Source organism: Klenkia brasiliensis, assembly GCF_900100695.1.
In the GTDB taxonomy this organism is placed as follows: domain Bacteria; phylum Actinomycetota; class Actinomycetes; order Mycobacteriales; family Geodermatophilaceae; genus Klenkia; species Klenkia brasiliensis.
On sequence record NZ_FNCF01000004.1, the window covers coordinates 1 to 25,351 of the forward strand.

Annotated in this window: 31 protein-coding genes, 1 tRNA gene and 1 pseudogene; 21 read left to right on the plus strand and 12 right to left on the minus strand. The window is 75.1% G+C overall.

The window, feature by feature from the left end; translation table 11 throughout:
- A pseudogene (locus BLT39_RS11790) lies at positions 1–441 on the plus strand (cytochrome ubiquinol oxidase subunit I); the annotation flags it as partial.
- 71 nt (positions 442–512) lie between these two features.
- The gene (serB, locus tag BLT39_RS11795) at positions 513–1,736 is read left to right on the plus strand and encodes a phosphoserine phosphatase SerB (RefSeq protein ID WP_091063146.1); all 1,224 of its coding nucleotides are present in this window, start codon (positions 513–515) and stop codon (positions 1,734–1,736) included.
- On the opposite strand, the gene BLT39_RS11800 is transcribed toward serB, so the two are convergent.
- Positions 1,733–2,311 carry an isochorismatase family protein gene (locus BLT39_RS11800; RefSeq protein WP_091063150.1) on the minus strand — a complete coding sequence of 193 codons (579 nt, stop codon included), beginning with the start codon at positions 2,309–2,311 and terminating at the stop codon, positions 1,733–1,735. The genes serB and BLT39_RS11800 overlap by 4 nt on opposite strands.
- Before the next feature lie 18 nt (positions 2,312–2,329).
- Complete coding sequence (locus tag BLT39_RS11805) at positions 2,330–3,607, minus strand: nicotinate phosphoribosyltransferase (protein WP_242658342.1); 1,278 nt, start codon at positions 3,605–3,607, stop codon at positions 2,330–2,332.
- A 24-nt stretch (positions 3,608–3,631) separates the two neighbouring features.
- Here BLT39_RS11805 and clpS point away from each other — a divergent pair, with 24 nt between their 5' ends.
- Positions 3,632–3,928: an ATP-dependent Clp protease adapter ClpS gene (gene clpS, locus BLT39_RS11810; protein WP_091063156.1), complete on the plus strand. Its 297-nt coding sequence runs from the start codon at positions 3,632–3,634 to the stop codon at positions 3,926–3,928.
- The gene (locus BLT39_RS11815; protein ID WP_091063159.1) at positions 3,925–4,404 is read left to right on the plus strand and encodes a DUF2017 family protein; all 480 of its coding nucleotides are present in this window, start codon (positions 3,925–3,927) and stop codon (positions 4,402–4,404) included. Before clpS ends, BLT39_RS11815 begins: the two co-directional genes overlap by 4 nt.
- On the opposite strand, the gene BLT39_RS11820 is transcribed toward BLT39_RS11815, so the two are convergent.
- Positions 4,343–4,702: a hypothetical protein gene (locus BLT39_RS11820; protein WP_131801484.1), complete on the minus strand. Its 360-nt coding sequence runs from the start codon at positions 4,700–4,702 to the stop codon at positions 4,343–4,345. The genes BLT39_RS11815 and BLT39_RS11820 overlap by 62 nt on opposite strands.
- Positions 4,703–4,788: 86 nt before the next feature.
- Between BLT39_RS11820 and BLT39_RS11825 the strand changes: the two genes are divergently transcribed.
- From BLT39_RS11825 to BLT39_RS11860, 8 genes are all read left to right on the plus strand, one after another.
- Complete coding sequence (locus tag BLT39_RS11825; protein ID WP_091063169.1) at positions 4,789–5,262, plus strand: M67 family metallopeptidase; 474 nt, start codon at positions 4,789–4,791, stop codon at positions 5,260–5,262.
- Between the two features lie 103 nt (positions 5,263–5,365).
- Positions 5,366–5,641: a MoaD/ThiS family protein gene (locus tag BLT39_RS11830; RefSeq protein ID WP_091063172.1), complete on the plus strand. Its 276-nt coding sequence runs from the start codon at positions 5,366–5,368 to the stop codon at positions 5,639–5,641.
- Positions 5,642–5,646: 5 nt separating this feature from the next.
- Positions 5,647–6,597: a PLP-dependent cysteine synthase family protein gene (locus tag BLT39_RS11835; RefSeq protein WP_091063176.1), complete on the plus strand. Its 951-nt coding sequence runs from the start codon at positions 5,647–5,649 to the stop codon at positions 6,595–6,597.
- A complete protein-coding gene (locus BLT39_RS11840; protein ID WP_207507913.1) occupies positions 6,588–7,280 on the plus strand; it encodes an HAD-IA family hydrolase in 693 nt (230 codons plus the stop codon). The genes BLT39_RS11835 and BLT39_RS11840 overlap by 10 nt, the downstream gene beginning before the upstream one ends.
- Positions 7,281–7,291: 11 nt before the next feature.
- Positions 7,292–8,098, plus strand: coding sequence for a glutamate racemase (gene murI / locus BLT39_RS11845; RefSeq protein WP_091063180.1), 807 nt, complete (start codon positions 7,292–7,294; stop codon positions 8,096–8,098).
- Positions 8,095–8,835 (plus strand): MBL fold metallo-hydrolase, encoded by a 741-nt coding sequence (locus tag BLT39_RS11850; RefSeq protein ID WP_091063183.1) that lies wholly within the window; start codon positions 8,095–8,097, stop codon positions 8,833–8,835. Before murI ends, BLT39_RS11850 begins: the two co-directional genes overlap by 4 nt.
- Positions 8,835–9,767 (plus strand): DNA polymerase domain-containing protein, encoded by a 933-nt coding sequence (locus BLT39_RS11855; protein WP_091063186.1) that lies wholly within the window; start codon positions 8,835–8,837, stop codon positions 9,765–9,767. Before BLT39_RS11850 ends, BLT39_RS11855 begins: the two co-directional genes overlap by 1 nt.
- 61 nt (positions 9,768–9,828) lie before the next feature.
- Positions 9,829–10,146: a hypothetical protein gene (locus BLT39_RS11860; protein ID WP_207507914.1), complete on the plus strand. Its 318-nt coding sequence runs from the start codon at positions 9,829–9,831 to the stop codon at positions 10,144–10,146.
- Here BLT39_RS11860 and BLT39_RS11865 read toward each other — a convergent pair.
- Positions 10,129–10,686 (minus strand): GNAT family N-acetyltransferase, encoded by a 558-nt coding sequence (locus tag BLT39_RS11865; protein WP_091063193.1) that lies wholly within the window; start codon positions 10,684–10,686, stop codon positions 10,129–10,131. The two genes, BLT39_RS11860 and BLT39_RS11865, sit on opposite strands and share 18 nt — an antisense overlap.
- A 181-nt stretch (positions 10,687–10,867) precedes the next feature.
- Between BLT39_RS11865 and BLT39_RS11870 the strand changes: the two genes are divergently transcribed.
- Positions 10,868–12,598 (plus strand): HNH endonuclease, encoded by a 1,731-nt coding sequence (locus BLT39_RS11870; protein WP_165640258.1) that lies wholly within the window; start codon positions 10,868–10,870, stop codon positions 12,596–12,598.
- Positions 12,599–12,620: 22 nt separating this feature from the next.
- Here BLT39_RS11870 and gndA read toward each other — a convergent pair whose 3' ends face one another.
- Genes gndA through BLT39_RS11885 form a run of 3 tightly spaced genes read right to left on the minus strand, consistent with a single transcriptional unit; the run spans position 12,621 to position 15,020 of the window.
- Entirely contained in the window at positions 12,621–14,057 is a 1,437-nt protein-coding gene (gndA, locus tag BLT39_RS11875) for an NADP-dependent phosphogluconate dehydrogenase (protein WP_091063200.1), read from the minus strand.
- Between the two features lie 30 nt (positions 14,058–14,087).
- On the minus strand, positions 14,088–14,573 hold the full coding sequence (bcp, locus tag BLT39_RS11880) for a thioredoxin-dependent thiol peroxidase (protein WP_091063203.1): 486 nt from the start codon (positions 14,571–14,573) through the stop codon (positions 14,088–14,090).
- A gap of 42 nt (positions 14,574–14,615) precedes the next feature.
- Positions 14,616–15,020: a secondary thiamine-phosphate synthase enzyme YjbQ gene (locus BLT39_RS11885; RefSeq protein WP_091063207.1), complete on the minus strand. Its 405-nt coding sequence runs from the start codon at positions 15,018–15,020 to the stop codon at positions 14,616–14,618.
- Between the two features lie 36 nt (positions 15,021–15,056).
- Between BLT39_RS11885 and rph the strand changes: the two genes are divergently transcribed.
- Together rph and rdgB are read left to right on the plus strand one after the other, a co-directional pair.
- Entirely contained in the window at positions 15,057–15,794 is a 738-nt protein-coding gene (gene rph, locus BLT39_RS11890; protein ID WP_091063210.1) for a ribonuclease PH, read from the plus strand.
- Positions 15,791–16,408, plus strand: a complete 618-nt coding sequence (gene rdgB / locus BLT39_RS11895; protein ID WP_091063213.1) for an RdgB/HAM1 family non-canonical purine NTP pyrophosphatase — start codon at positions 15,791–15,793, stop codon at positions 16,406–16,408. Before rph ends, rdgB begins: the two co-directional genes overlap by 4 nt.
- Here rdgB and BLT39_RS11900 read toward each other — a convergent pair.
- The 3 genes from BLT39_RS11900 to BLT39_RS11910 all read right to left on the minus strand — a co-directional run bounded on the left by BLT39_RS11900 (position 16,386) and on the right by BLT39_RS11910 (position 19,300).
- Positions 16,386–16,862, minus strand: a complete 477-nt coding sequence (locus BLT39_RS11900) for a hypothetical protein (protein WP_091063215.1) — start codon at positions 16,860–16,862, stop codon at positions 16,386–16,388. The genes rdgB and BLT39_RS11900 overlap by 23 nt on opposite strands.
- A complete protein-coding gene (locus BLT39_RS11905; protein ID WP_207507915.1) occupies positions 16,859–19,144 on the minus strand; it encodes a glycosyltransferase in 2,286 nt (761 codons plus the stop codon). The genes BLT39_RS11900 and BLT39_RS11905 overlap by 4 nt, the downstream gene beginning before the upstream one ends.
- Before the next feature lie 75 nt (positions 19,145–19,219).
- A tRNA-Leu gene (locus BLT39_RS11910) sits at positions 19,220–19,300 on the minus strand.
- 54 nt (positions 19,301–19,354) lie between these two features.
- On the opposite strand from BLT39_RS11910, the gene BLT39_RS11915 reads away from it, so the two are divergent.
- From BLT39_RS11915 to BLT39_RS11935, 5 genes are read left to right on the plus strand one after another with little or no spacing between them, the layout of a single operon-like run.
- Complete coding sequence (locus tag BLT39_RS11915) at positions 19,355–19,585, plus strand: DUF3618 domain-containing protein (protein WP_091064899.1); 231 nt, start codon at positions 19,355–19,357, stop codon at positions 19,583–19,585.
- A gap of 21 nt (positions 19,586–19,606) precedes the next feature.
- Entirely contained in the window at positions 19,607–20,101 is a 495-nt protein-coding gene (locus tag BLT39_RS11920; protein ID WP_091064902.1) for a DUF427 domain-containing protein, read from the plus strand.
- A gap of 30 nt (positions 20,102–20,131) precedes the next feature.
- On the plus strand, positions 20,132–20,425 hold the full coding sequence (locus tag BLT39_RS11925; RefSeq protein ID WP_091063218.1) for a metal-sensitive transcriptional regulator: 294 nt from the start codon (positions 20,132–20,134) through the stop codon (positions 20,423–20,425).
- 16 nt (positions 20,426–20,441) lie between these two features.
- Positions 20,442–20,648, plus strand: coding sequence for a heavy-metal-associated domain-containing protein (locus tag BLT39_RS11930; RefSeq protein ID WP_091063221.1), 207 nt, complete (start codon positions 20,442–20,444; stop codon positions 20,646–20,648).
- Positions 20,645–22,858 (plus strand): heavy metal translocating P-type ATPase, encoded by a 2,214-nt coding sequence (locus tag BLT39_RS11935; RefSeq protein ID WP_278246981.1) that lies wholly within the window; start codon positions 20,645–20,647, stop codon positions 22,856–22,858. The genes BLT39_RS11930 and BLT39_RS11935 overlap by 4 nt, the downstream gene beginning before the upstream one ends.
- A 67-nt stretch (positions 22,859–22,925) precedes the next feature.
- On the opposite strand, the gene BLT39_RS11940 is transcribed toward BLT39_RS11935, so the two are convergent.
- Positions 22,926–23,543, minus strand: coding sequence for a TetR/AcrR family transcriptional regulator (locus tag BLT39_RS11940; RefSeq protein ID WP_091063225.1), 618 nt, complete (start codon positions 23,541–23,543; stop codon positions 22,926–22,928).
- A gap of 147 nt (positions 23,544–23,690) precedes the next feature.
- On the opposite strand from BLT39_RS11940, the gene BLT39_RS11945 reads away from it, so the two are divergent.
- The gene (locus BLT39_RS11945; RefSeq protein WP_242658343.1) at positions 23,691–24,770 is read left to right on the plus strand and encodes an EAL domain-containing protein; all 1,080 of its coding nucleotides are present in this window, start codon (positions 23,691–23,693) and stop codon (positions 24,768–24,770) included.
- On the opposite strand, the gene BLT39_RS11950 is transcribed toward BLT39_RS11945, so the two are convergent.
- Positions 24,767–25,351 (minus strand): histidine phosphatase family protein, encoded by a 585-nt coding sequence (locus BLT39_RS11950; protein ID WP_091063234.1) that lies wholly within the window; start codon positions 25,349–25,351, stop codon positions 24,767–24,769. The genes BLT39_RS11945 and BLT39_RS11950 overlap by 4 nt on opposite strands.

Genomic DNA, 25,351 nt, shown 5'->3' on the forward strand with positions numbered 1-25,351 from the left:
TTCCACGCCACGTTCCTGGTGCAGCACTGGCTGGGTGCCGAAGGCATGCCGCGCCGCTACGCCGACTACCTGCCCACCGACGGGTTCACCACCCTGAACACGATCTCCACCATCGGGTCCTTCGTGCTCGGGGCCTCCACCATCCCGTTCCTGTACAACGTGGTGAAGTCCTGGAAGTACGGGCAGCTGGCCCTGCGCGATGACCCCTGGGGCCACGGCAACTCCCTGGAGTGGGCCACCTCCAGCCCCCCGCCGCGGCACAACTTCGTCGAGATCCCCCGCATCCGCTCCGAACGCCCCGCCTTCGAGCTCCACTACCCCCACCTGCGGGACCGTCTCGAGGCTGAGGCCCACGCGGGGAAGAAGCACGGGCCCTACGCCAGCGAGCTGCTGGACGGCACCGGCACCCGGGCCGGGGCCAACGACCCCGACCCGTTCTAGACCGCAGCACCCAGGACGCCCCCTCGGCCCGGCCGAGGGGGCGTCCTGGCGTTGCGGCACCATGGGCACCCGTGACCGGCCCTGATCTGGAGACCGCCGTCCCGCACGCCGGCGCACTGCTGACCGTCACCGGCGCCGACCGGCCCGGGGTCACCGCCCGGCTGTTCGCCGCGCTGGCCGGGCTGCCCGGCCTGGAGGTCGTGGACGTCGAGCAGGTGGTCGTGCACGGCCAGCTGGTGCTCGGTGTCGTGGTCCACGAGCACGGCGGCACCGACGACGCCGACCTGGTCGCCCGGCTGCGGCCGCTGACGTCGGAGGTCGGCAGCGCCACAGGGGTGCAGGTTGCGGTCGAGGCCGCGTCGGGGGCCAGCGGGCTGGCGGCCGACGGTGTCCGGCGGCACCACGTGATCGTGCTGGGGCGGCCGGTGCCCCCCGACGCCGTCGGCGGTGCGGCGCGGGCCATCGCCGACGTGGGCGGCAACATCGACGCCATCCGCCGGCTGTCGGACTACCCGGTGACCAGCTTCGAGCTCACCGTCTCCGGCGCCGAGGCCGGGCCGCTGCGCGCCGCCCTCGGTGCGGTCGCCGCCGCCACCGGGGCCGACGTCGCCGTCGAGCAGGTCGGGCTGGCCCGGCGCAGCAAGCGGCTGATCGTGCTGGACGTCGACTCCACGCTGGTCCGCGGCGAGGTCATCGACGAGCTGGCCGCCCGCGCCGGCCGGGCCGCGGAGGTCGCCCGGATCACCGCGGCCGCGATGAACGGCGAGCTGGACTTCGAGCAGTCCCTGCGCGCGCGGGTGGCGGCGCTGGCGGGGCTGCCGGTCGGCGTGCTGGACGAGGTGCGGGAGCACCTGGTGCTCACCCCGGGCGCCCGCACGCTGATCCGCACGCTGCAGCGGCTGGGTTTCCGCTGCGGCATCGTGTCGGGCGGGTTCAGCCAGATCACCGACCGGCTGGCCGAGGACCTGGGCCTGGACTTCGCCGCCGCGAACACCCTGGAGGTCGCCGACGGCGTGCTGACCGGGGGCCTGGTGGGGGAGATCGTCGACCGCCCCGGCAAGGCGCGGGCGCTGGCCCGGTTCGCCGGCGAGCACGGCATCCCGCTGGAGCAGACCGTCGCGGTCGGCGACGGCGCCAACGACCTGGACATGCTGACCACCGCCGGGCTGGGCATCGCGTTCAACGCCAAGCCCTTCGTCCGCGAGCAGGCGCACACCGCGCTCAACCAGCCCTACCTGGACGCCGTCCTGCAGGTGCTCGGGTTCACCCGCGACGAGGTCCTGGACGCGGTCTAGAACCGCTGCGGTTCGCCGTCCAGGCGCACGCCCGCCGTCCGCAGCTGGTCGAGGGCGGCCTCGGTGCTGCCCTCGGCGACGCCGGCGGTGAGCGGCAGCAGCACGTGGGTGGTGAACCCGGCGCCGACGGCGTCCAGGGCCGTGGCCCGCACGCAGTGGTCGGTGGCGATGCCGACCACGTCGACCTCGTCCACGCCGTGCTGGCGCAGCCAGTCGGCCAGCCCCACGCCGTCGGCGGCGCCCTCGAACCCGGAGTAGGCCGCCGCGTGCTCGCCCTTGTCGAACACCGCGCGCAACAGCCCGCGGTCCAGGTCCGGGTGCAGCTCCACGCCGCCGGTGCCCACCACGCAGTGCCGCGGCCAGGTCTCCAGGAAGTCGGGGGAGTCGGAGAAGTGGCCGCCCGGGTCGACGTGGTGGTCGCGGGTGGCGACCACGTGGGCGTACTCGCCGCGCTCCAGGCCCTGCCCGGCGTGCTGGGTCACCGCGCGGGCCACCGCGGCCCCGCCCGCGACGGCCAGGCTGCCGCCCTCGCAGAAGTCGACCTGCACGTCCACCACGATCAGCGCCTTGGTCATGGCCCCATCCTGCCGCGCTCAGGCGGAGAGCGTGTCCAGGGCCGGCTCCCCGCGGGACAGCGCCCACGCCTCGGCGGGCAGGGCGGTGCGCACCCGCTCGTGGTGCTCCCTGGCCGCGCGCAGCCACGCCGCGGCGTCCAGGTCCTGCACCGGGGCGCCCCCGCGCACCAGCGGCACGACCAGGTCGCGGTCGCCGTCCTGCGGGGTGATCGGCCCCGGGACGACGACCTCCGCGGTCGCCGTCCCCGCGGCGTCGTGCCGCCGGACGGCGGACTTGCGGCCGCCCACCGACCGCTTGCCCTCGGCGTTCTTGGCCACCGGCACGCCGTCGCGCTCGACCAGCTTGTAGACCATCCCGGCGGTGGGGGCGCCCGAGCCGGTGACCAGCGAGGTGCCCACGCCGTAGCCGTCGACCGGGGCCGCCGCGAGCGCGGCGATGGCGTACTCGTCCAGGTCGCTGGTCACCGTCACCCGGGTGCGGTGCGCACCGAGGGAGTCCAGCAGCGCGCGGGCCTGCCGGGCGAGGTCGGCCAGGTCACCGGAGTCCAGCCGCACCGCGCCGAGCCCGGGGCCGGCCACCTCGACCGCCGTCCGGATGCCCTGCAGGGTGTCGTAGGTGTCGACGAGCAGCGTCGTGCCGGTGCCCAGGGCCGCGACCTGCGCGCGGAAGGCCGCCGCCTCGTCGTCGTGCAGCAGGGTGAAGGCGTGCGCGCTGGTGCCCGCCGTCGGCACCCCGTAGCGCGCCCCGGCGGCCAGGTTGGACGTCGACCCGAAGCCGACCAGGTGGGCGGCGCGGGCGGCGGCGACCGCGGCCTCCTCGTGCGTGCGCCGGGACCCCATCTCGATGCACGGCCGTCCACCGGCCGCCCCGACCATCCGGGCGGCCGCCGAGGCGATGGCGCTGTCGTGGTTGAGGATCGACAGGACCAGCGTCTCCAGCAGCACCGCCTGGCCGAAGGGGGCGCGGACGGTGAGCACCGGGGAGCCGGGGAAGAAGACCTCGCCCTCGGCGTAGCCGTCGACGTCCCCGGTGAACTCGAACGCGGCCAGGTGCTCCAGCAGCGCCGGGTCGGTGAGGCCCTGCTCGCGCAGCGCGGCCAGCTCGGCGTCGCCGAACCGGAAGTCGGCCAGCTGCTCCAGCAGCCGTCCGGTCCCGGCCAGGACGCCGTAGCGGCGGCCGTGCGGGAGGCGCCGGGCGAACACCTCGAACACGCAGTCGCGGTCGGCGGTGCCGTCGGCGAGGGCGGCGGCGAGCATGGTCAGCTCGTACCGGTCGGTCAGCAGCGAGGGGCGCACGACCCCGGAGCCTAGAGTGGCCCGGTGGCCGCACCGCTCGCGCCGGAGATGACCCCGGGCACCGTCGTGCGCGAGGAGTCCGAGCTGGACCGGCCGTGGGTGACCGTCGTCTGGGACGACCCGGTCAACCTGATGACCTACGTGACCTTCGTGCTGCAGGAGCTGTTCGGCTACGACGAGGCCACTGCCACCAAGCTCATGCTGCAGGTGCACCACGAGGGGAAGGCGATCGTGAGCTCGGGCCCGCGCGAGCGGATGGAGCACGACACCAGCCGGCTGCACGCCTACGGCCTGTGGGCCAGCTACCAGCGCGACTCGTGAAGCCCTTCCGCCGCCGCGGCGACCAGGTGGTCGCCGGGCTGACCGACGCCGAGTCCGCCGTCGTCGGCCTGCTGCTGGACCAGCTCGAGCAGCTGCTGGCCGAGGACGCGCCGGCCGACGACCCCGTGGTGGGCCGGCTGTTCCCCGCCGGCCACGCCACCGACGCCGAGCTCGCCCGCGACTACCGCGAGCTGACCGGGGCGGCGTTGCGGCAGGGCAAGGTCGAGGACCTGGCCACCGTGCGGGCGACCCTGCCGGCCGACGGCGGGGACGTGTCGCTGGCCGACGACCAGGCCCGGGCATGGCTGCGCACCACCAACGACCTGCGGCTGGCGCTGGGCACCCGGCTGGGCATCACCGCCGACACCGACCACGACGCCCCGGCGTCGCAGGAGATGACCGTCTACTCGTGGCTCACCGCGGTGCAGGGCTCGCTCGTCGACGCGCTCGTGGCGGGCGGGGGGCGGCGGAGGTGAGCACCACCAGCGCCGCGAGCAGCAGGTCCAGCACGAAGGCCACGTAGACCAGGCTCGGCAGGTCGTCCAGGTCGCGGACCAGCGCCCCGACCGTGGCCACCAGCACCAGGGCCGACAGCAGCAGGATCAGCAGCAGACCCAGCAGCCGGCCGACCAGCACGACGACGAACTCCGACCGGCTGCCGCCCGGGCTGCGCAGGCTGCGCGGCCCCCGCTTGGTCAGCCGGCGGCTGCCCACGACCAGGGCGGGCAGGGCGAGGACGACGACACCGGCGGCCATCAGGACCTGGATCAGCACGTGCACACCACGATCCGGGACGCTACCGTCCGGGCCCCCCGTCGGTGCACTGCGTGCGGTCGCTCGGGCCCCCGTAGAGTGGGGCCGTGCTGCGCATCGACCGGGCGTCCTACGACGCGATCGTCGCGCACGCCCGTCGTGACCACCCCGACGAGGCCTGCGGCGTGGTCGCCGGGCCCGAGGGCAGCGACCGGCCCGAGCGGTTCATCCCGATGCTCAACGCGGCCCGCTCGCCGACGTTCTACGAGTTCGACAGCGCCGACCTGCTCAAGCTCTACCGCGAGATGGACGACCGGGACGAGGTGCCCGTGGTCGTCTACCACTCGCACACCGCCACCGAGGCCTACCCCTCGCGCACCGACATCAGCTACGCGTCCGAGCCGTTCGCGCACTACGTGCTGGTCTCCACCCGCGAGCACGGCGACCAGACCGGCCTGGTCGGCGACGACGTCGAGCTCCGGAGCTTCCGGATCGTCGACGGCGTGGTCACCGAGGAGGACGTCGACGTCGTCGAGTCCTACCTGTTCGGGCACTCGCCCACCACCGTCGTCTACGACTGAGCGACGGAATCCGCGCCGCGCCCGCGGCGTTCCCCCAGCACGAGACCACCCTCGCTGCGTGCTGCGCGAGGTGACCCACCACCACCGGAAGAGGACGACCCCCATGGCCATCGAGGTCCGGATCCCGACCATCCTGCGCACCCACACCGGCGGCAACAAGACCGTCTCCGGCTCCGGTGCCACCCTGGGCGCCCTGGTCGACGACATCGACAGCCAGCACCCCGGCATCAAGGGCCGCCTGGTCACCGACGAGGGCAAGCTGCACCGCTTCGTCAACGTCTACGTCAACGACGAGGACGTCCGCTTCACCGGCGCCCTGGACACCGAGCTCAAGGACGGCGACTCGGTCACCATCCTGCCCGCCGTCGCCGGCGGCTGATCGCGATGGCCCGGTTCGCCTCCCTCGTCGACTCCCTCGGCGGCACGCCCCTGGTGGGGCTGCCGTCGCTGTCGCCGACCCCCGACGTCCGGCTGTGGGCCAAGCTCGAGGACCACAACCCGACCGGGTCGATCAAGGACCGGGCGGCCATCGCGATGGTCGAGGCGGCCGAGAAGGAGGGCCGGCTGCAGCCCGGTTCCACCATCCTCGAGCCGACCAGCGGCAACACCGGCATCTCCCTGGCCATGGTGGCCCGCCAGCGCGGCTACCGGCTGATCTGCGTGATGCCGGAGAACACGTCGATCGAGCGCCGGCAGCTGCTGGAGATGTACGGCGCGCAGATCATCAGCTCACCGGCCGCCGGCGGCAGCAACCAGGCCGTGGCGGTGGCCAAGCGGCTGGCGGGGGAGAACCCCGAGTGGGTGATGCTCTACCAGTACGGCAACCCGGCCAACGCCGAGGCGCACTACACCGGCACCGGCCCGGAGATCCTGGCCGACCTGCCCTCCATCACGCACTTCGTCGCGGGCCTGGGCACCACCGGCACGCTGATGGGCGTGGGCCGGTTCCTGCGCGAGCGCAAGCCCGGCGTCCAGGTGATCGCGGCCGAGCCGCGCTACGGCGAGCTGGTCTACGGCCTGCGCAACATCGACGAGGGGTTCATCCCCGAGCTCTACGACCCCGAGCTGCTCGACGGCCGGTTCTCCGTCGGCCCCGACGACGCCGTGCACCGCACCCGCCAGCTGGTGGAGCGCGAGGGCATCTTCGCCGGCATCTCCACCGGCGCGATCCTGCACGCCGCGCTGGGCATCGCCGACAAGGAGGTGGCAGCCGGCCGGAAGGCCGACATCTGCTTCATCGTCTGCGACGGCGGCTGGAAGTACCTGTCCACCGGCGCCTACGCCGGCACCCTCGACGAGGCGACCGCCGCCCTGGAGGGCCAGCTGTGGGCCTGACGCCCGACGCCGAGCTCGCCCCCGACCTGCACGTCCCCGCCCGCGGGATCCTGTTCGACAACGACGGCGTGCTGGTGGACTCCCTCGCCTCGGTCGAGGGTGCCTGGACGCGCTGGGCGCAGGTGCACGGCATCGAGGCCCAGCAGGTGCTCGACATCGTGCACGGCCGCCGGGCGGCCGACACGGTGGCGCTGCTGGTGGCCGAGGATGAGCGGGCCGCGGCCGTCGACCTGATCGAGGACATCGAGGTGCGCGACGCCGAGGTGTGCGCCGCGATGGCCGGCGTCCCCGCGCTGCTCGCCCAGCTCCCGCCGGGGTCCTGGGCCGTGGTCACCTCCGGCACCCGCCGGCTGGCGACGGCCCGCCTGCGGGCGGCCGGCATCCCGGTCCCCGAGGTCTTCGTCACGGCCGACGACGTCGCCGCCGGCAAGCCGGACCCCGCGGGCTACCTCGCCGCGGCGGCCGGGCTGGGTCTGGCGCCCGCCGACGCGCTCGTGGTGGAGGACAGCCGCAGCGGCATCGCCGCTGGTCTGGCCGCCGGCTGCGCCGTGCTCGGCGTCGGCGAGGAGGCCCTCGGCAGCGACGCGGGCGTCGTCGTGCGCGACCTGGCCGGCTCGCGCTGGGCCGGCGACGGGCTGCTGCTGCCGGCCGCCACCGTGCTGCGCGGGCCCACCCGGCACTAGCCTTCCCCTCGATGGGGACCGCAGCGAGCGCCGACGCACCGATCGGGGTGTTCGACTCCGGCGTGGGCGGGTTGACCGTCGTCCGGTCGATCCTGGACCAGCTGCCGCACGAGGCGGTGCGCTACGTCGGCGACACCCGCAACGGCCCCTACGGCCCGCTGCCCATCGCGCAGGTGCGCGCGCACTCCCTGGCCGTCATGGACGACCTCGTCGAGGCCGGCGTGAAGATGCTGGTGGTGGCGTGCAACTCGGCCAGTGCGGCCTGCCTGCGCGACGCCCGCGAGCGGTACGACGTCCCGGTGGTCGAGGTCGTGCTGCCCGCCGTCCGCCGGGCCACCGCCGCCACCCGCAACGGCCGGGTCGGCGTCATCGGCACCCAGGCCACCATCACGTCGGGTGCCTACGCCGACGCGTTCGCCGCCGCCCCGCAGATCACCGTCACCAGCGCGGCGTGCCCGAGCTTCGTGGACTTCGTCGAGCGCGGGGTGACCAGCGGCCGGCAGCTGCTGGGCCTGGCGCAGTCCTACCTGGACCCGCTGCTGGCCGCCGGCGTCGACACCGTGGTGCTCGGCTGCACGCACTACCCGCTGCTCACCGGTGTGCTCTCGCTGGTCCTGGGGCCCGGGGTGACGCTGGTGTCCAGCGCCGAGGAGACCGCGCAGGACGTCTACCGGGTGCTCACCGGGGCGGACCTGCTGCGCCCGGACGACGCACCCCCGCCCCGGCACGCCTTCCTGGCCACCGGCGACCCGGAGCCCTTCGCCCGGCTCGGCCGCCGGTTCCTCGGCCCCGAGGTGGAGACGGTGGTGCCGGCATGAAGCTGACCGTGGTGGGCTGCTCGGGGTCCGGCCCCGGCCCGGACTCACCGGCCTCGAGCTACCTGGTCGAGCACGACGGCTACCGGATCGTGCTCGACCTCGGCAGCGGTGCGTTCGGCGCCCTGCAGAAGGTGCTGCCGCCCGACGAGGTGGACGCCGTCCTGCTGTCGCACCTGCACGCCGACCACTGCCTGGACGTGGCGCCGTTCGTCGTCTGGCGGCGCTACTCCGGCCTGGCCACCCGCAACCCGCTGCCGCTCTACGCCCCGGTCGGCGCCGACCGGCGGCTGCGGCTGGCCTACGACCTCTCCGACGGGCCGATCGACGACGTGTTCGAGGTGTTCGGCATCGGCGCTGGCGCCTTCGACCTGGGTCCCTTCCGCGTCGAGACCGCCCGCACCGCCCACCCCGTGGAGTGCTACGCCTACCGGCTCACCGCCGGCGGCCGGTCGCTGGTCTACACCGGCGACACCGGCGCCTGCCCCGCCGTGGTCGAGCTGGCCCGCGGCGCCGACGTCCTGCTGGCCGAGGCCGCCCACCCCGACGTCCCCGGTCTGCCGCCGGACCTGCACCTGACCGGCCGGGAGGCCGGCGAGCACGCGCGGGACGCCGGGGTGGGCCGCCTGCTGGTCACCCACGTGCCGGCGTGGGTGGACCCGGCCGTGCAGCTGTCCGCGGCCCGCTCGGTGTTCGGCGCCGCGGAGCTGGTCCGCCCGCTCGGGGTGTACGAGGTCTGATGGACGAGGTCCGCTTCTCCTCCCTGGACGACGAGCTCGGCGACGGGCTGGGGGTGACGAAGCGGGCGCTCGTGGAGCACTACGACGCCTTCGCCGACCGTTTGGTGCCACTGTTGTCCGGTCGCCCGCTGACGATGGTGCGGATCCGGCCGGGCGCGGCGGCGTTCGTGCAGCGGGACATCCCCAAGGGCGCCCCCGACTGGGTGCCGACGGTGGCCACCTGGTCCGACCGCACCCGGCGCGAGGTGCACCAGGTGCTGGTCCAGGACCGCCGCACGCTGCTGTGGCTGGCCAACCAGCGCGCCGTCGAGCTGCACGTGCCGTTCTCCCCGGTGGTCGACGGCGCGTTCGCCGAGCCGACCGGGCTGGTGCTGGACCTCGACCCGCCCGAGGACGGCCACGTCGGCCAGGTCGTGGCCGTGGCCCGCCTCGCCCGCGAGGCGCTGGCCGGCCTGGGCCTGTCGGGTGCGGTGAAGACCAGCGGGTCGACCGGTCTGCACGTGGTGGTGCCGGTGCGCGGTTCCTCGCACGAGGACGTCGCCGCCGCGACCCGCGCGCTGGCTGCCCGCACGGCCGCGCTGGACCCCGGGATCGCGACGACGGAGTACGTGGTGGCCGACCGCGGCGGGCGGGTGTTCGTCGACTCCACCCGGTCCGGGCGGGGGACGATCGCGGTGGCCTACTCGCCGCGCGCCCGCCCCGGGCTGCCCGTCTCGGCACCGGTGGCCTGGGACGACCTGGACTCGGCCGACCCCCGGGGGACGACGGTCGCCGACGCGGCGCAGCGGATCACCGGCGACCCGTGGGCGGAGTCGCTGCCGGCGCCGCAGGAGCTGCCCGCCGACCTGGTCGCGGAGGGCCACACCATCCCGGTCGCCCGGGTCGCCGCCATGCACGAGGGCAAGCGCCGCAAGAAGGCCGCGGGCGGCTGAGGTGCTGCGCCGTGTCCCGCTGCCGGTCGCTGTCCTGCTGCTGGCGGTGTCGACCGCGGCTGTGCAGGTCGGTCTGCTCGCGTGGGACACCCAGCGGGACGTCGACCCGGTCACCGGGATGTCCACCGGGCCGTACGAGGCGTGGCAGGTACTGACGGTTGGTGTCCTGCTGCTGGGACTCGGGCTCGCCGCGGCATGGCGGGGGCCGGGGTGGCTCGTGCTCGTGGTGCCCGTGGCCTTCACGGTGGCGTGGTCGGTGACGGCGGCCACCGCGCCCGACGGCGACGGGCTCTGGCCGGTAGGTGCGCTCCTGGTAGCCGCGGGCACCGCGGTCGGCGGGGGTCTGTGCTGGGTGCTGGCGTCAGCGTTGCGCCGTTGACCGCGAGGCCGAGAACACCAGCATGTCCCGCTCCGTCCCGCCGATCTGCGTGTGCTCGCGCAGCAGGCCCTCCTGCCGGTGACCGGCCCGTTCGGCGGTGCGGACGGACGCGGTGTTCCACGGCTCGATGAGCAGCGCGACCCGGTGCAGGCCCTCGACCGTCCAGGCGAAGGCGGTCAGCGCGGTGAGCGCGGCGGCGGCGTACCCGTGGCCGCGCTGCGACGGCAGGACGGCGTAGCCGGCAGTGGCCCGGCCCTGCGCGAGCTCCGCGAGGTGCAGGCCGGCCGTACCGACCATCCCGTCGTCGGGGCCGGCGACGGCGAACGAGAACCCGGCAGCGGTGGTCCAGCGGTCGTGCTGCCGGCCGATCCACGCCCTGGCCTGCTCGTCGTCGGCGTGCGCCGGAAGGCTGCCGATCAGGGGGACGTAGGGGTCGGTGGCCAGATCCCGGACGGCGCCCAGGTCGTCGTCCCGGAAGGGCCGGAGCACCACCGCACCGCAGCTGGGCGGCTCGGCGGGCCACGGCGGCAGCGACGTCACCCGTCCACCGTCCCGGTGCCCGGCGGGGTTTGTCCACAGCGCAGCGGAGTCCGGGTCGAAGCCTCCGAGAACTGTCGTACCCCTGTGGTGAAGTGCAGGTATGGCACTCAGGGGGCGGTTCGGGGTCGAGGTGAGCACCCGGTTCACCCCTGCCGGTTGGGTCGGACCTGACCTGCCGCCGATGCCGGCGTTGCCGCGGCTGACCGAGACGGCGGCGGCGTTCGGGGTCACCGGCGCTGCGCTGGATGCCGAGATCGCCTCGGTGCGGGCCAAGCGGTCGGAGCTGGCCGCCTACGAGGCCGGGCTGATCGAGCGCAAGGCCACCCAGGGGGCTGAGCACGTGCTGCCGCTGCTGCCTGGGGCCCGCACCGACATCGGCGGCGGCGAGGACCCGGCGGCGGTTCAGGCCGCCGATGACTTCCTGCCCGATGAGCTAGCGGTGCTGCTGCGGTGCAGCGTCACCTCGGCGCGGCACCTGGTGGAGCACGCGCTGGTGCTGGTGCGGCAGCTGCCGGGGGTGTGGCACGCCCTGGCCGATGGCCGCATCGACGAGGCCCGCGCCAGGGTCATGGTCGAGGTGCTGCGCTGGCAGGCCACCTCGGTCGGTGGCCCGTTCGCCGACGAGGACATCACCGCCCTGGCCGAGCGGGGCATCGGCTGGGCCGAGCGGGGCTGCCCGCCCACCACGCTGCGGGAGCGGCTGGAGGCCGGGCTCATCGCCCTGGACCCCGACGCCGCCCAGCAGCGGCAGGAGCAGCGGGTGCGTGCCGGGGACGTGTCCAGTGCGCCGACCGGTGACGGAACCGCGGAGCTGCGCGCCACCGGCATCGAGGCCGGCCGGGCGGCGCTGATGCGGGCCCAGCTGACCGCCTACGCCCGCAAGCTGAAGGCCGACGGTGACACCCGTCCGCTGGGTGCGCTGCGGATCGCGGTCATGGACGCCCTCGTCACCCGCCCCTGGGACGCCCCCGACCCCGCCGTGGCGCACGTGACCATCACCGCCGAGCTGCGCGACCTCTTCGACCCCGACCAGCTCCGCACCCTGCGCGACCTCATCACCGCCGGCGGTGAACCGGCCGCCGGCCACCCGGCTTCCGGCAGCCCGTCCGCTGAGGACCCGGCCGACGACGACCTCCAGGCCGCCGAGACGGACGAGCCAGCCGATGGCGTCAACCCCGCGGCCCCGGCGGCCGAGCAACCCGACCGGGACCGACCTGCCCCGAACACGTCTGCCGCGGACACGTCCGCACAGAACTGCTCTGCCCAGGACCTGTCTGCCCAGGACCGGTCTGCCTCGGACAGGGCTGTCGACGACACGGTCGCTGACGAGGCGGCCGGTGGTGGCGGGGTGGGTGACGTCGCGGGGATGCCGGTGACCCCGGCGGCGGTGCGGGAGCTGCTGCGCCGCATCGACGCCCTCGGCCTCGTCGACCCGGTCGCCGGTGACCTGGCCATCACCATCACCGACCGCGGCCGCACCCTGGCCGTGGCCTCACCGTCCGAGCTGCACGCCGCCGCCCGCACCGACACCGGCCTGGGCCCACCAGCACCGACCGACCGCTACACGCCGACCGCCGCGCAGTACCGCTATCTGCGCGCCCGCGACCGGCACTGCCGCTTCCCCGGCTGCCGCCGCACCGCACGGGCCTGCGACGCCGACCACGTCACCCCGCACAGCCGGGGCGGACCGACCTGCGTCCGCAACCTCGCCCTGCTCTGCCGACACCACCACCGGCTCAAGACCCACGCCCCCGGCTGGCGGTTCCACCTCGACCCCGACGGCACCCTGCACGTCGTCACGCCCGGCGGCACCGCCCTCACGACCCGGCCCCCGGGGCTGGACCAGGTCCTCGACCCGGCTGCGCCGGCGCCACCGCCGCACGACCCCGTGGCCGACCCGGCGCCGTTCTGACGGGCGCCGGGCCGGCGGGGCATCAGGCCTCGACCTCGCGGGCGTCCTCGGACCACATGGTGTGGAAGGAGCCCTCGGCGTCCACCCGGCGGTAGGTGTGCGAGCCGAACCGGTCGCGCAGGCCCTGGATCAGCGCGGCGGGGGAGCGCTCGGCGCGCAGGCCGTCGTAGTAAGCCAGGGCGCTGGCGAACCCCGGGGCGGGCACCCCGTGCCGAGCCGCGCCGGCCACCACCTGGCGCCAGCCCTCCTGGGCGTCGGCCACCGCGTCCCGGAAGTAGTCGTTGGTCAGCAGCGTGGTCAGGTCCGGCTCGTCGGTGAACACCTGACGCACCCGGTCCAGGAACGCCGCCCGGATGATGCAGCCGTCCCGCCAGATCGCGGCCAGCGCAGCGCGGTCGACGTCCCAGCCGTGGTCCTCCGCACCCTTGGCGATCTGGTCGAAGCCCTGCGAGTAGGCGACCACCTTCGCGGCGTACAGCGCCTGGCGGACGCTCTCGATGAACCCGTCCCGGTCGGCGACCTGGTCGTCCCAGTCGCGGCCCGGCCCGGGCAGCACCTGCTGGGCGGCCTTGCGCTGGTCGACGTGGCCGGACAGCGCCCGGGCGAAGACCGCCTCGGCGATCCCCGACACCGGCGTCCCCAGGTCCAGTGCCGACTGCACCGTCCACCGGCCGGTGCCCTTCTGCTCCGCCTCGTCCAGCACGACGTCGACGAAGGGCTTGCCGGTCCGCTCGTCGGTGTGCCGCAGCACCTGCGCGGTGATCTCGATCAGGTAGGACTGCAGGTCGCCCTCGTTCCAGGTGGCGAACACGTCCCCGATCTCGGCGGGCGAGAGCCCGAGCCCCTGGCGCAGCAGGTCGTAGGCCTCGGCGATGAGCTGCATGTCGGCGTACTCGATGCCGTTGTGCACCATCTTGACGAAGTGGCCCGCGCCGTCGGTGCCCACGTGCGTGCAGCACGGCTCCCCGTCGACGTGCGCGGAGATGTCCTCCAGCACCGGACCGACGATCGCGTAGGCCTCGTCCGACCCGCCGGGCATGATGCTCGGCCCGTTCAGCGCGCCCTCCTCGCCGCCGCTGATCCCGCAGCCGACGAAGTGGATGCCCCGGCCCTCCAGCTCCTCGGTCCGCCGGATCGTGTCGGTGTAGCGCGCGTTGCCGCCGTCCACCAGCACGTCGCCCTCGGCCAGCAGCGGGGCGATCTCGGAGATGACGGCGTCCGTCGGGTCGCCCGCGGCGACCATAATGATCACCGTGCGCGGCTGCTCCAGCTTGTCGACCAGCTCCTGCGGGGAGTCCGCGCGCACGAGGTCGCCCTCGTCGCCGTGCGCCTCCAGCAGCGCGTCGGTCTTCGCCGCCGTGCGGTTGTGCACCACCACCTGGTGGCCGTGCCGTGCCAGGTTGCGGGCCAGGTTGGCCCCCATCGTCGCGAGGCCGGTGACCCCGATCTGTCCGCTCATGCGTTCGGTCGTGCCCGACCGAACGCGCGGCTAACCGAGACCGAGGTCTCGGCGCAGCTTGGCCACGTGCCCGGTGGCCTTGACGTTGTAGGCGGCCCGCTCGACCTTGCCGTCGGCGTCGAGCACGAACGTCGACCGGATCACGCCGACGACCTCCTTGCCGTACAGCTTCTTCGGCCCGTACGCCCCGTAGGCGGCCAGCACCGACTTGTCCTCGTCGGAGACGAGGGTGATCGACAGCCCCTCCTTCTCCCGGAAGCGCATCAGCTTCTCGGGGGCGTCGGGGGAGATGCCGATGATGTCCAGCCCCGCCTCGGCGAACTCGCCCGCGGCGGCGGTGAAGTCCACGGCCTGGGTCGTGCAGCCCGGCGTGAGCGCGGCCGGGTAGCAGTAGACGACGACCCGGTGCCCCCGGTGGTCGGCCAACGAGACCGGGTTGCCCTCGGCGTCGGGCAGCGTGAAGTCCGGCGCCTGGTCGCCGGGGGACAGACGCGTGGCGGTGGGGCTGTCGGTCATGCGGGCATGGTGGCAGACCCCACCGACGACACCGGTCCGGGGTCAGCCGGCCAGGAAGCTCAGCCGTACCTGCCGGGTGGGGTTGTCGCCGTTGGTGTCCACGAAGCAGATCCGCTGCCAGGTGCCCAGCGCCAGGCGGCCCTCCAGCACCGGCACCGTGGCGTGCGGCGGCACGAACGCCGGCAGCACGTGGTCCCGTCCGTGCCCGGGGGAGCCGTGCCGGTGCCGCCACCGGTCGTCGGTGGGCAGCAGCTGGTCGAGCTGGGCGAGCAGGTCGTCGTCGCTGCCGGCCCCGGTCTCGATGATGGCCACCCCGGCGGTCGCGTGCGGCACGAAGACCTGCAGCAGCCCGTCGGCCTCGCCGCGGACGAACGCGGCGCACTCGTCGGTCAGGTCGACGACGGCCGGTGCCCGGCCGGTGCGCACCTGGCGCAGTTCCGATCGCATGGGACCAGTCTTCCCCGCCCACTACCCTCGACCCACGTGACCCGCCCCGACGGCCGCAGCGCCGACCAGCTCCGCCCGGTGACCATCACCCGCAACTGGCTCGACCACGCCGAGGGCTCGGTGCTCGTCGAGTTCGGGCGCACCCGCGTGCTCTGCGCGGCCAGCGTCACCGAGGGCGTGCCCCGCTGGCGCCGCGGCTCGGGCCTGGGCTGGGTCACCGCCGAGTACGCGATGCTGCCGCGGGCCACCCACACCCGCAGCGACCGCGAGTCGGTGAAGGGCAAGGTCGGCGGCCGCACGCATGAGATCAGCCGGCTGATCGGCCGCTCGCTGCGCGCCTCGATCGACCTGGGCGCCCTCGGCGAGAACTCCATCGCCCTGGACTGCGACGTGCTGCAGGCCGACGGCGGCACCCGCACCGCCGCCATCACCGGTGCCTACGTGGCCCTCGCCGACGCCGTCGCCCACCTCGGCGCGCGCGGCAAGCTCGCGAAGAAGGAGCCGCTGGTGCAGTCGGTGGCCGCCGTCAGCGTGGGGGTGATCGACGGCGAGCCGCGGCTGGACCTCGCCTACGAGGAGGACGTCACGGCCGGCACCGACATGAACGTCGTGTGCACCGGGGACGGCGGGTTCGTCGAGGTGCAGGGGACGGCGGAGGGCGCGGTGTTCGACCGGGCCACCCTCGACCAGCTGCTCGACCTCGCGGTCGCCGGGTGTGCCGAGCTCACCCGCATCCAGGCCGAGGCGCTGGCGTCCGGGGGCGGGGCCCGATGACCCGGCTCGTCCTCGCCACCCGCAACGCCGGCAAGCTCGCGGAGCTGCAGCGGCTGCTGACCACCGCGGTCCCCGGGGTCGAGGTCCTGGGGCTCAAGGACGTCGAGGAGTACCCCGAGGCGCCGGAGACCGGGGCGACCTTCGCCGACAACGCGCTGCTCAAGGCGCGCGAGGCGGTCCGGTACACGGGCCTGCCGGCGGTCGCCGACGACTCCGGCATCACCGTCGACGCGCTCAACGGCATGCCGGGGATCCTCTCGGCGCGCTGGTCGGGCCGGCACGGCGACGACCCGGCCAACACCGCCCTGCTGCTGGGGCAGCTGGCCGACGTCCCCGACGAGCGGCGCGGCGCCGGGTTCGTCTGCGCCGCGGCCGTCGTCCTGCCCGACGGCACCGAGCGGGTGCTCGAGGCGACCTGGCGCGGCAGCGTGCTGCGCGAGCCGCGGGGCAGCAACGGGTTCGGCTACGACCCGGTGTTCCTGCCCGAGGGGCTGGACCGGACCTCGGCCGAGCTCGAGCCGGCGGAGAAGGACGCGGTCAGCCACCGCGGCCAGGCCTTCGCCGCGCTGGTGCCGGTGCTGGCCGAGCTGCTCAGCGGGTCGCCGTCCAGCTGACGAAGGCGATCGCGCCGGTCACGAAGACCGGCGGGAAGGCCAGCACCAGGAACGCCGCGACCACCCGGTCGGTCCGCCAGCGCGGGCCCGCCGCCGGGGGAGCGGAGGAGCGGGTGGCCTGCCAGGCCTCGACCCGGGCCCAGGCGGGCGCCACCCCGCACAGCAGGGCCGCCACGGCCGTCCCGGCCAGCGCCACTGGCAGGGAACCCGGCTCCAGCGCGACCGCGCCGGCGGTCGCCGCACCCGCGGCGAAGCCGGCGACGGTGATCGCCCCGAGCACGAAGACGGCGCCGAGGGCCAGCGCCGCGAGCACGCACAGCCCCGGCCAGAGCAGCCGGGTCGGGACGTCGGCGAGCAGTCCGGCCCCCGCGGCGACGGCGAGCCCGGCGAGCAGCAGCACCAGCACGACCGCCATCGGCAGCCGCACCGGCTCGCGGGGCGCGAGCGTGCTCATGCCGGTTCCAGGGCCCACCCGAGCAGGCCCGGCGCGGCGGCCGGGGGCTGGGCGGCGTGCCGGGCCCGACGCGGCGCCGGCAGCACCTGCGCCGGCGGCACCGTCGACTCCACCGGCGTGGGCACCGGGGGTAGCGCCGGGACCGGCTCCTCGACCACCCGGGTGGCGGCCAGCGAGGGCAGCGGGCCGGTGCGGCGCACCACCCGCTCGGCCGGCGGCGGCACCGGCGGCAGTGCGCCGCCAGTGGGCCGCAGGGCGGGCACCGCGACGGCCGCGGGCATCACCTCCGTGATCAGGTCGTGTTCGTCGAGCGCCTCCAGCGCCTCCTGGAGGGCGGTCAGGTCGTCGAGGTGCAGCGGGGCCATCGGTTCCTCCGGAGGGGCGGGGGGCGGGGACGCAGGGGAGTGGCTGGTGAGCCCGTGCTGGGTCTTCTCCCAGTAGAAGGGCTTGGTGACCAGCTGCCAGGCCGCCTTGTAGGAGGCGACCGAGTGGAGCAGCCAGTAGAGGGGCGACAGCAGCGCGTAGGCCACCAGCCGGTAGCTGCGGCGCTTGAACCCGGCGAGCAGGCTCAGGTAGACGATCAGCCCGTTGCCCAGCAGCAGGTTGCCGAGGCTGACCAGCTGCAGCCACGGCGGCAGCGGGGCGAACAGGTGCGGGAAGGCCAGCCACAGGCCGAACACCCCCCACAGCGGCGGGGTCAGCAGGAACGTGGCGGGGGTGCCGCCGATGGTGAGCAGGAACCCGACGGCCTGCCGCGGCCCGATCGCCCGGACCAGCCGCACCGGGTGCCGGCTGTGCACCAGGAAGGTCTGCATGTAGCCCTTGATCCACCGGCTGCGCTGGCGGACCCAGTTGCCGACGGCCATGTTGGCCTCTTCGTAGGTGGTCGAGTTGACCACCGCCACGCGCCCGCCCCGGGCCGAGGCGCGCACGCCGAGGTCGGCGTCCTCGGTGACGTTGAAGGGATCCCAGCCGCCCAGCTCGCGCAGCATCGTCGCGCGGAAGTGGTTGCTGGTGCCGCCCAGCGGGATGGGCAGCCGCAGCGCGTCCAGCCCCGGCAGCGTGTAGTCGAACCACGAGCTGTACTCGAGCGTGAACATGCGGGTGAGCAGGTTCTCCTCGGCGTTGAAGTAGTTCAGCGCCGCCTGCACGCAGACCAGGTCCTCCCCGCCCTGCGCGAAGGCGACCACGGCCTTCTTCAGCTGGTCGGGGTCGGGCCGGTCCTCCGCGTCGTAGATGACCACCAGGTCGCCGCGGGCGAAGGCCAGCCCCACGTTGCACGCCCGCGGCTTGGTCTTGGGCATCGAGTGCGGCACGACCAGGATCCGGACGACGTCGGGCGGCGCGGCGGCCAGCGCGGCCTGCAGCGTCTCCGGGTCGTCCTCCTCCAGCAGGAGCAGGATCTCCAGCTTCTCCCGCGGGTAGTCCAGGCCGGCCAGGTTCTGCATGAGCAGCCCGACGATGCCCGCCTCCCGGTAGACCGGGACGAGGATCGTGTAGCGCGGCAGCTCCGCGTCGGCGAGCGCGGCGGCGTCGGCCGCCGTCACCTGCTCGACGGTCTCCGACGCCGTCCCCACCGTGCTGATCAGCGCCTTCGCGCCGACCGAGAGCCCGATGACGACGTTGACCACGGCCAGCAGGACGACGACGGTGGTGGGTGCGTCGAGCACCAGGCCGACCACGACGGCGAGCGCGGCGACCACGGCGCTGGCCACCTGCGGCCAGGTGAAGACCGTGGACGCCGACTCGTCGGGCCGGCGCTCGGCCAGCGCGGACACCGCCTCGTGCACGACCTCCTCGCGCCACACGGTGCGCAGCGCCCGCTGCACGTCCCAGTCGGTGGTGACCAGCTGCTGCACCCGGTCGATGCCGGTGTGCTCGGCCACCGAGCGCCGGACGTGCTCGCTGGGCCGGGAGGAGGAGGCGACGACGACCTGGCGCTCGCCGTCCGGTCCGGTCTCCGTGCGCAGCGGCACCCACATCTCGCGGGCCAGCTGGGGGTACGGGAAGAGCTGGGCGAGGTCGGCGTCCACCTCGACCGGGTCGACGAAGGTCATCTCGGTGCCCCACACCTCCGCGAGGGCGACGTAGAGCCGGCGGCGGGTGACCCAGCCGCGGGCCAGCAGCACCGACCCCAGCGGTTCGCCCACCTCGCGCGAGGCCACCAGCGCCTCGGCCAGCTGCTCCGGGCTGATCGACCCGTCGCCGACCAGCACGTCGCCCAGCCGCCGCTCGGCCGCCGGCCGCGGCACGGCGGCGTCGGCCCGGAGCGCAGTGGTCACCCTCGGGGATTCGGCACCCGGCCGGCCCGACCCCAGTGCGTTCACCCGTCCGGGTGGACCGCCCGGACCGCACCGTGCGGGAGAGGGGAGTCGAACCCCTACGCCCGAAGGCACCAGGACCTAAACCTGGCGTGGCTGCCGTTACACCACTCCCGCGCTGCCCGGAGTCTAGGAGCGGTGCGGGGGGCCGGGACGTGGCAGGCTGTGCGCGTGCCCCGCAGCCCCGAGCAGATCCAGCAGGAGATCGACGCCGCCCGCGAGTCCCTGGCGGCCACCCTGGACCAGCTGGTCTACCGGGGCAGCCCCCAGCGGCTGTCCGCCCAGGCGCAGGAGCGCGTCAAGCACTGGCTGACCACCCCGGCCGGGCAGGCGACGCTGGCCGCGGCCGGCCTGTTCGTCACCTTCGTCGCGGTGCAGAAGGTCCGGCACGCCCGGCGCTGACCGCGCACACTGGCGGGTGTGATGCACCCGCGCCCCGACCCCGTCGGCCCCGGTCAGGAGTCCGTCTGGGACTACCCGCGTCCCCCGTCGGCCGAGGTCACCCCCCGCCGCGTCCAGGTCGAGCTGGGCGGTGCGGAGATCGCCAGCACCGACCGGGCGGTGCGGGTCTGCGAGACCAGCCACCCGCCGGTCTACTACGTCCCGCGCGAGGACGTCGCCGCCGGCGTGCTGCAGCGCGGCGAGGGCGCCAGCTGGTGCGAGTGGAAGGGTGTGGCCACCTACTGGGACGCCGTCGTCGACGGCACCCGGTACCCGGCCGTCGGCTGGTCCTACGAGGACCCGACCCCCGGGTACCGGCACCTGCGCGGCGCGGTCGCCTTCTACCCCTCCAAGCTCGACCGGGCGACGGTCGACGGCGAGGCCGTGCGCGCCCAGGCCGGCGACTTCTACGGCGGCTGGATCACCGACGAGGTGGTCGGCCCGTTCAAGGGCGAGCCCGGCACCCGCGGCTGGTAACCCCTACCCCCTAGGGGTACCCTCGACCGCATGGCCGGCTACGAGGGCAACAAGGAGCAGGTGCTCGCGCGGCTCAAGCGCGTCGAGGGCCAGGTCCGGGGCATCTCCCGGATGGTCGAGCAGGACACCTACTGCATCGACGTGCTGACCCAGGTGTCGGCCGCGACCAAGGCGCTGCAGGCCGTGGCCCTCGGGCTGCTCGACGACCACCTCGGGCACTGCGTCCGCGACGCGGTCGCCAGCAGCGCCGACGACGACGGCGCGGCCGCCGACGCCAAGATCGCCGAGGCCTCCGCCGCCATCGCGCGGCTGGTCCGGTCCTGAGACGGGAGGAACCCCCATGAGCACGCTCGACTTCACCGTCACCGGCATGACCTGTCAGCACTGCGTCGCCTCGGTCACCGAGGAGGTCTCCGAGGTCGCCGGCGTCTCCGGCGTCGACGTCGACCTGGCCAGCGGCGCGCTGCGGGTGACCGGCGAGGACGTCGACGGCGAGCAGGTGCGCGCGGCCGTGGCGGAGGCCGGCTACTCCGCCACCCCGGCGTGACCGCCACCGCCGGGCCCCGCGAGGAGGTCCGGCTCGACATCACCGGCATGACCTGCGCGAGCTGCGCGAACCGGATCGAGCGCAAGCTCAACAAGGTCGCCGGCGTGCAGGCCAGCGTCAACTACGCCACCGAGGCCGCCACCGTCGTCTACGACCCGGCGGCCGTGGACACCGACACCCTGCTGGCCACCGTGTCCGCCGCCGGGTACGCCGCGTCCCTGCCGGCACCGCCCAGCGAGGAGCCCCCCGCCGCGGACGACGAGCCCGCCGAGGACCGCGACCTCCGCCAGCGGCTCGTCGTCTCCGCCGCCCTCGCGCTGCCGGTGCTCGTGCTGTCCATGGTGCCGCCGCTGCAGTTCGACAACTGGCAGTGGCTGGCGCTGACCCTGGCCAGCCCGGTCGCGGTCTGGGGCGCCTGGCCCTTCCACCGCGCCGCCGCCGTCAACGCCCGGCACGGCGCCAGCACCATGGACACCCTGGTGTCCCTCGGCATCGTCGCGGCCTACCTCTGGTCGCTGTACGCGCTGTTCCTGGGCGGGGCCGGCGAACCGGGCATGCGGATGCAGTTCCACCTGCTCGCCGAGCAGGGCGCCGGCAGCAGCGAGGTCTACCTCGAGGTGGCCAGCGCGGTCACCGTGTTCCTGCTGGCCGGCCGGTACGCCGAGTCCCGCGCCAAGCGCCGCTCGGGCGCCGCGCTCCGGGCGCTGCTGGCCCTGGGCGCCAAGGACGCCGCGGTGCTGCGCGACGGGGTCGAGGTGCGGGTCCCGGTCGACGCGCTCGCCGTCGGCGACCGGTTCGTCGTCCGGCCGGGGGAGAAGGTCGCCACCGACGGCGTGGTCGTCTCCGGCTCCTCGGCGGTGGACGTGTCGATGCTGACCGGGGAGTCGGTGCCGGTCGAGGTCGGCCCGGGCGACCGGGTCACCGGGGCCTCCGTGGTCGCGGGCGGGCGGCTGGTCGTGCAGGCCGACCGGGTCGGCGGGCAGACCACGCTGGCCGCGCTGGGCCGGCTGGTCACCGCCGCGCAGAGCGGCAAGGCGCCGGTGCAGCGGCTGGCCGACCGGGTGTCGGCGGTCTTCGTACCCGTCGTCCTCGTGGTCGCCCTCGCCACCCTGGCCACCTGGCTGCTGGTCACCGGCGACGTGTCGGCCGCCTTCACCTCCGCGGTCGCCGTCCTGGTCATCGCCTGCCCGTGCGCGCTGGGCCTGGCCACCCCCACCGCCCTGCTGGTGGGCACCGGCCGCGGCGCCCAGCTCGGCATCGTGATCAAGGGGCCCGAGGTGCTGGAGTCCACCCGCACCGTCGACACCGTGGTGCTGGACAAGACCGGCACCGTCACCACCGGCGAGATGGCCCTGGTGGAGCAGGTCGGCGACGCCGGTGCGCTGCGGCTGGCCGCCGCGGTCGAGGCGGCCTCGGAGCACCCGGTCGCCCGGGCCGTGGTGGCCGGGGTGCCCGGCCCGCTGCCCGAGGTCGACGACTTCGCCGCCCGCCCGGGTCTGGGCGTCAGCGGCACCGTCGAGGGCCACCGCGTGCAGGTGGGCCGGGACGTCGACGGCGCGGTGCCGGCCGAGTTGGCCGCCGCGGCGGACCAGGCCTCGGCTGCCGGCCGGACCGCCGTCCTGGTGTCCGTGGACGGGGAGGTGCGCGGCCTGCTGGTCGTGGCCGACACCGTCCGGCCCACCAGCCGCGCGGCGGTGCGGGCGCTGCGGGAGCTCGGGCTGTCCCCGGTGCTGCTCACCGGCGACGGCGCCGGCGCCGCGGCCGCGGTCGCCCGCGAGGTGGGGCTGGACCCGGCCACCGAGGTGGTCGCCGGGGTGCTCCCCGAGGGCAAGGTGGACGTCGTCCGCGACCTGCAGGAGCGCGGGCGGGTGGTCGCGATGGTGGGCGACGGCGTCAACGACGCCGCGGCGCTGGCCCGCGCCGACCTGGGCCTGGCGATGGGCACCGGCACCGACGTCGCGATCGAGGCCGGCGACATCACCCTGGTGCGCGCCGACCTGGCCGCCGCGGCCGACGCGGTGCGGCTGTCCCGGCGCACGCTGGCCACCATCAAGACCAACCTGGTCTGGGCGTTCGGCTACAACGTCGCGCTGATCCCGCTGGCCGCGCTGGGCTTCCTCAACCCGCTGCTGGCCGGTCTGGCCATGGCGGTGTCCTCCGTGCTGGTGGTGACCAACAGCCTCCGGCTGCGCCGCTTCGCCGCCGGCTGACCCCGGGCACGACAACGGCCCGCCCTCCGGGGGGAGAGGACGGGCCGTTGGTCTCGAACCCCGCCGGTCAGGCGGGGGCGGTCGACCGCGCCAGCGGGAGCACGACGGTCTCCAGCACGGTGTCCACGTAGTCGTCGTCCAGCGGTTCGCGGGTGATCAGCCACCGCTGCACCAGCAGCGCCGAGGCGGCCTGCGCGACGGCGGTCCGGCCGGTGCCCTCGCGGACCTCGCCGCGGGCCTCGGCGCGCTCCCAGACGGTGGTCAGCGCCCGGCGCCAGCCGGCCAGCGGGCCGGTGCGGAAGGCCTCGGCCAGCTCGGGCTGGTGCGGCAGGGTGGACAGCAGCGACAGCGACGCCGAGCCGGTCGGGCCGTTGAGCCGGTCGACCAGCGAGCGCAGCAGGGCCCGCAGGTCCCCGGCCAGGTCGCCGGTGTCGGGCACCTCGGTCGACCCGTCCATCCCGGTGATGGTGTCCACGACCAGGTCGGACTTGGTGCGCCAGCGCCGGTAGATGGTCGCCTTGCCCACCCCGGCCTCGGCGGCGACCGCGTCCATCGTCAGGGCGTTGTAGCCCACCTCGCCCAGCAGCCGCAGGATCGCGGCGCGGATGGCGCAGTCCCGGGAGGGATCACGCGGACGACCACCCCGGTTGGGCAGGGCGGTCTCCTGGAGGGTCGACGACGACATGCTCCGAGACTTTAGACCGTTCAGTGATGTAGTTGCTCCATACCTGGGGGTGCACAACGTGTGAGTTCGGGTACCCCGGGGTCCGATCGGGTCCGGTCCCCGCGCGCCTGGGACGGCCGGGGGCCCTCCTGGGCGATGCTCCCGGGCGTGGCCGGGGCACGACGGGGGGAGCAGCCGCGCTTCCCGCTGCCCGGCCGGGTGGGCCGCCTGCTGCTGGCCAGCCCGCTGCCGCACGTGCTGCCGATCGCCGTCCGCGCCGCCACCGAGCTGGGCCTGAACGCCGAGACCGCCCCGGGCCTGGTCGACGTCGTCGACGACAGCAGCCCGCTGGACGCCACCCGCTTCGACCGGCTGCTGGCCCGGCTGGCGCGCGAGCTGACGACCGCCGAGGCAGCCGTGGTGCGGGTGGCCTGCGACCCCGGGGACGACGACGGCGTCGCGGTCGCCGCGCAGCTGATGGCCGCCCCGACCCTGGCCGTCGAGCTGGCCCGGCGCGGGATCACCGTCGAGGTCGGGCTGCTGGCCGAGGCCGAGCTCTACCCGGTCTACCAGCCCGTCGTCGACCTGGCCGACGGCCGGACCACCGGGTACGAGGCGCTGCTGCGCGGCCGGGTGGACGGGCGCGAGGTCGGCGGCGGCGACCTGTTCTTCCTCGCCGAGGCGGCCGGCTGGGGCGACCGGCTGGACCGCTGGGCCCGGGAGGCCGCCGTCGCCGGGGCCGGACCGTGGCTGGGCGGGGCCGACCTGTACGTCAACTCCAGCCCGGAGGCGGTGTTCCGCCCCGAGGTGTGCCTGGCCGGCACCGAGCAGGCGGTCCGCGAAGCCGGCATCGCACCCGGGCAGCTGGTGTTCGAGGTCGTGGAGGCGCACGCCACCCGCGACCGGGGCCACCTGCTCGCCGTGCTGGAGCACCACCGCGCGCAGGGCTGGCGGGTGGCGCTGGACGACGTCGGCGTGGGCTGGTCGAGCCTGGCGCTGGTCTCCGCGCTGCGGCCGGACGTCGTCAAGCTGGACAAGGCGCTGGTCGCCCGGCTGGACACCGGTGCGGCCCGCGCGGTCGTGGGCGGGCTGGTCGAGGTGGCGCACTCCCTCGGCGCGGTGGTCGTCGCCGAGGGCGTGGAGACCCAGGCGCGCGCCGACCGGGCCCGTGAGCTCGGCGTCGACCTCGGCCAGGGCTGGCTGTTCGGCCGCCCGGCGCGGGTGGCCGACGAGCTGCTGGCCGGCTAGCCCGCCTGGTTCCAGCCCGACAGCACCGGGCGGTCGTGCTCGTGGCCCAGCGCCCCGAAGGACCCCGCGTGCAGCGCGAACAGCGCCCCCGCCGCCGGCTCCAGCCCCAGCCAGCGGGCGGTGAGGATGCGCAGCACGTGACCGTGGGCGACCAGGGCGACGTCGCCGTCGGCCAGCCGGGGCCGCACCCGGTCCAGCAGCCGGTCGCAGCGGACGGCGACCTGCGCGAGCGTCTCGCCGGGGGTGTCGCCGGGCTCGGTGCCGTCGGTCCACAGCGACCAGGTGCGGCCGAGCTCGGCGGAGATGTCGGGGGTGGTGCGGCCCTCCCACCGGCCGTAGTCGACCTCGACCAGGTCCTCGTCGATGGTGTCGGTCGCCAGCCCGGCCAGTTCGGCGGTGCGCCGGGCCCGCTCGCGCGGGCTCACCCGCACCTCGACGAAGGACCGGCCGGCCAGCGGGCCGCGCAGGGCCCGGGCCTGCTGCTCGCCCTCGGGCAGCAGCGGCAGGTCGGTGACGCCGGTGTGCTGCCCCGAGAGGCTCCACTCCGTCTGCCCGTGCCGGACGACGACGATCTCCCCCAC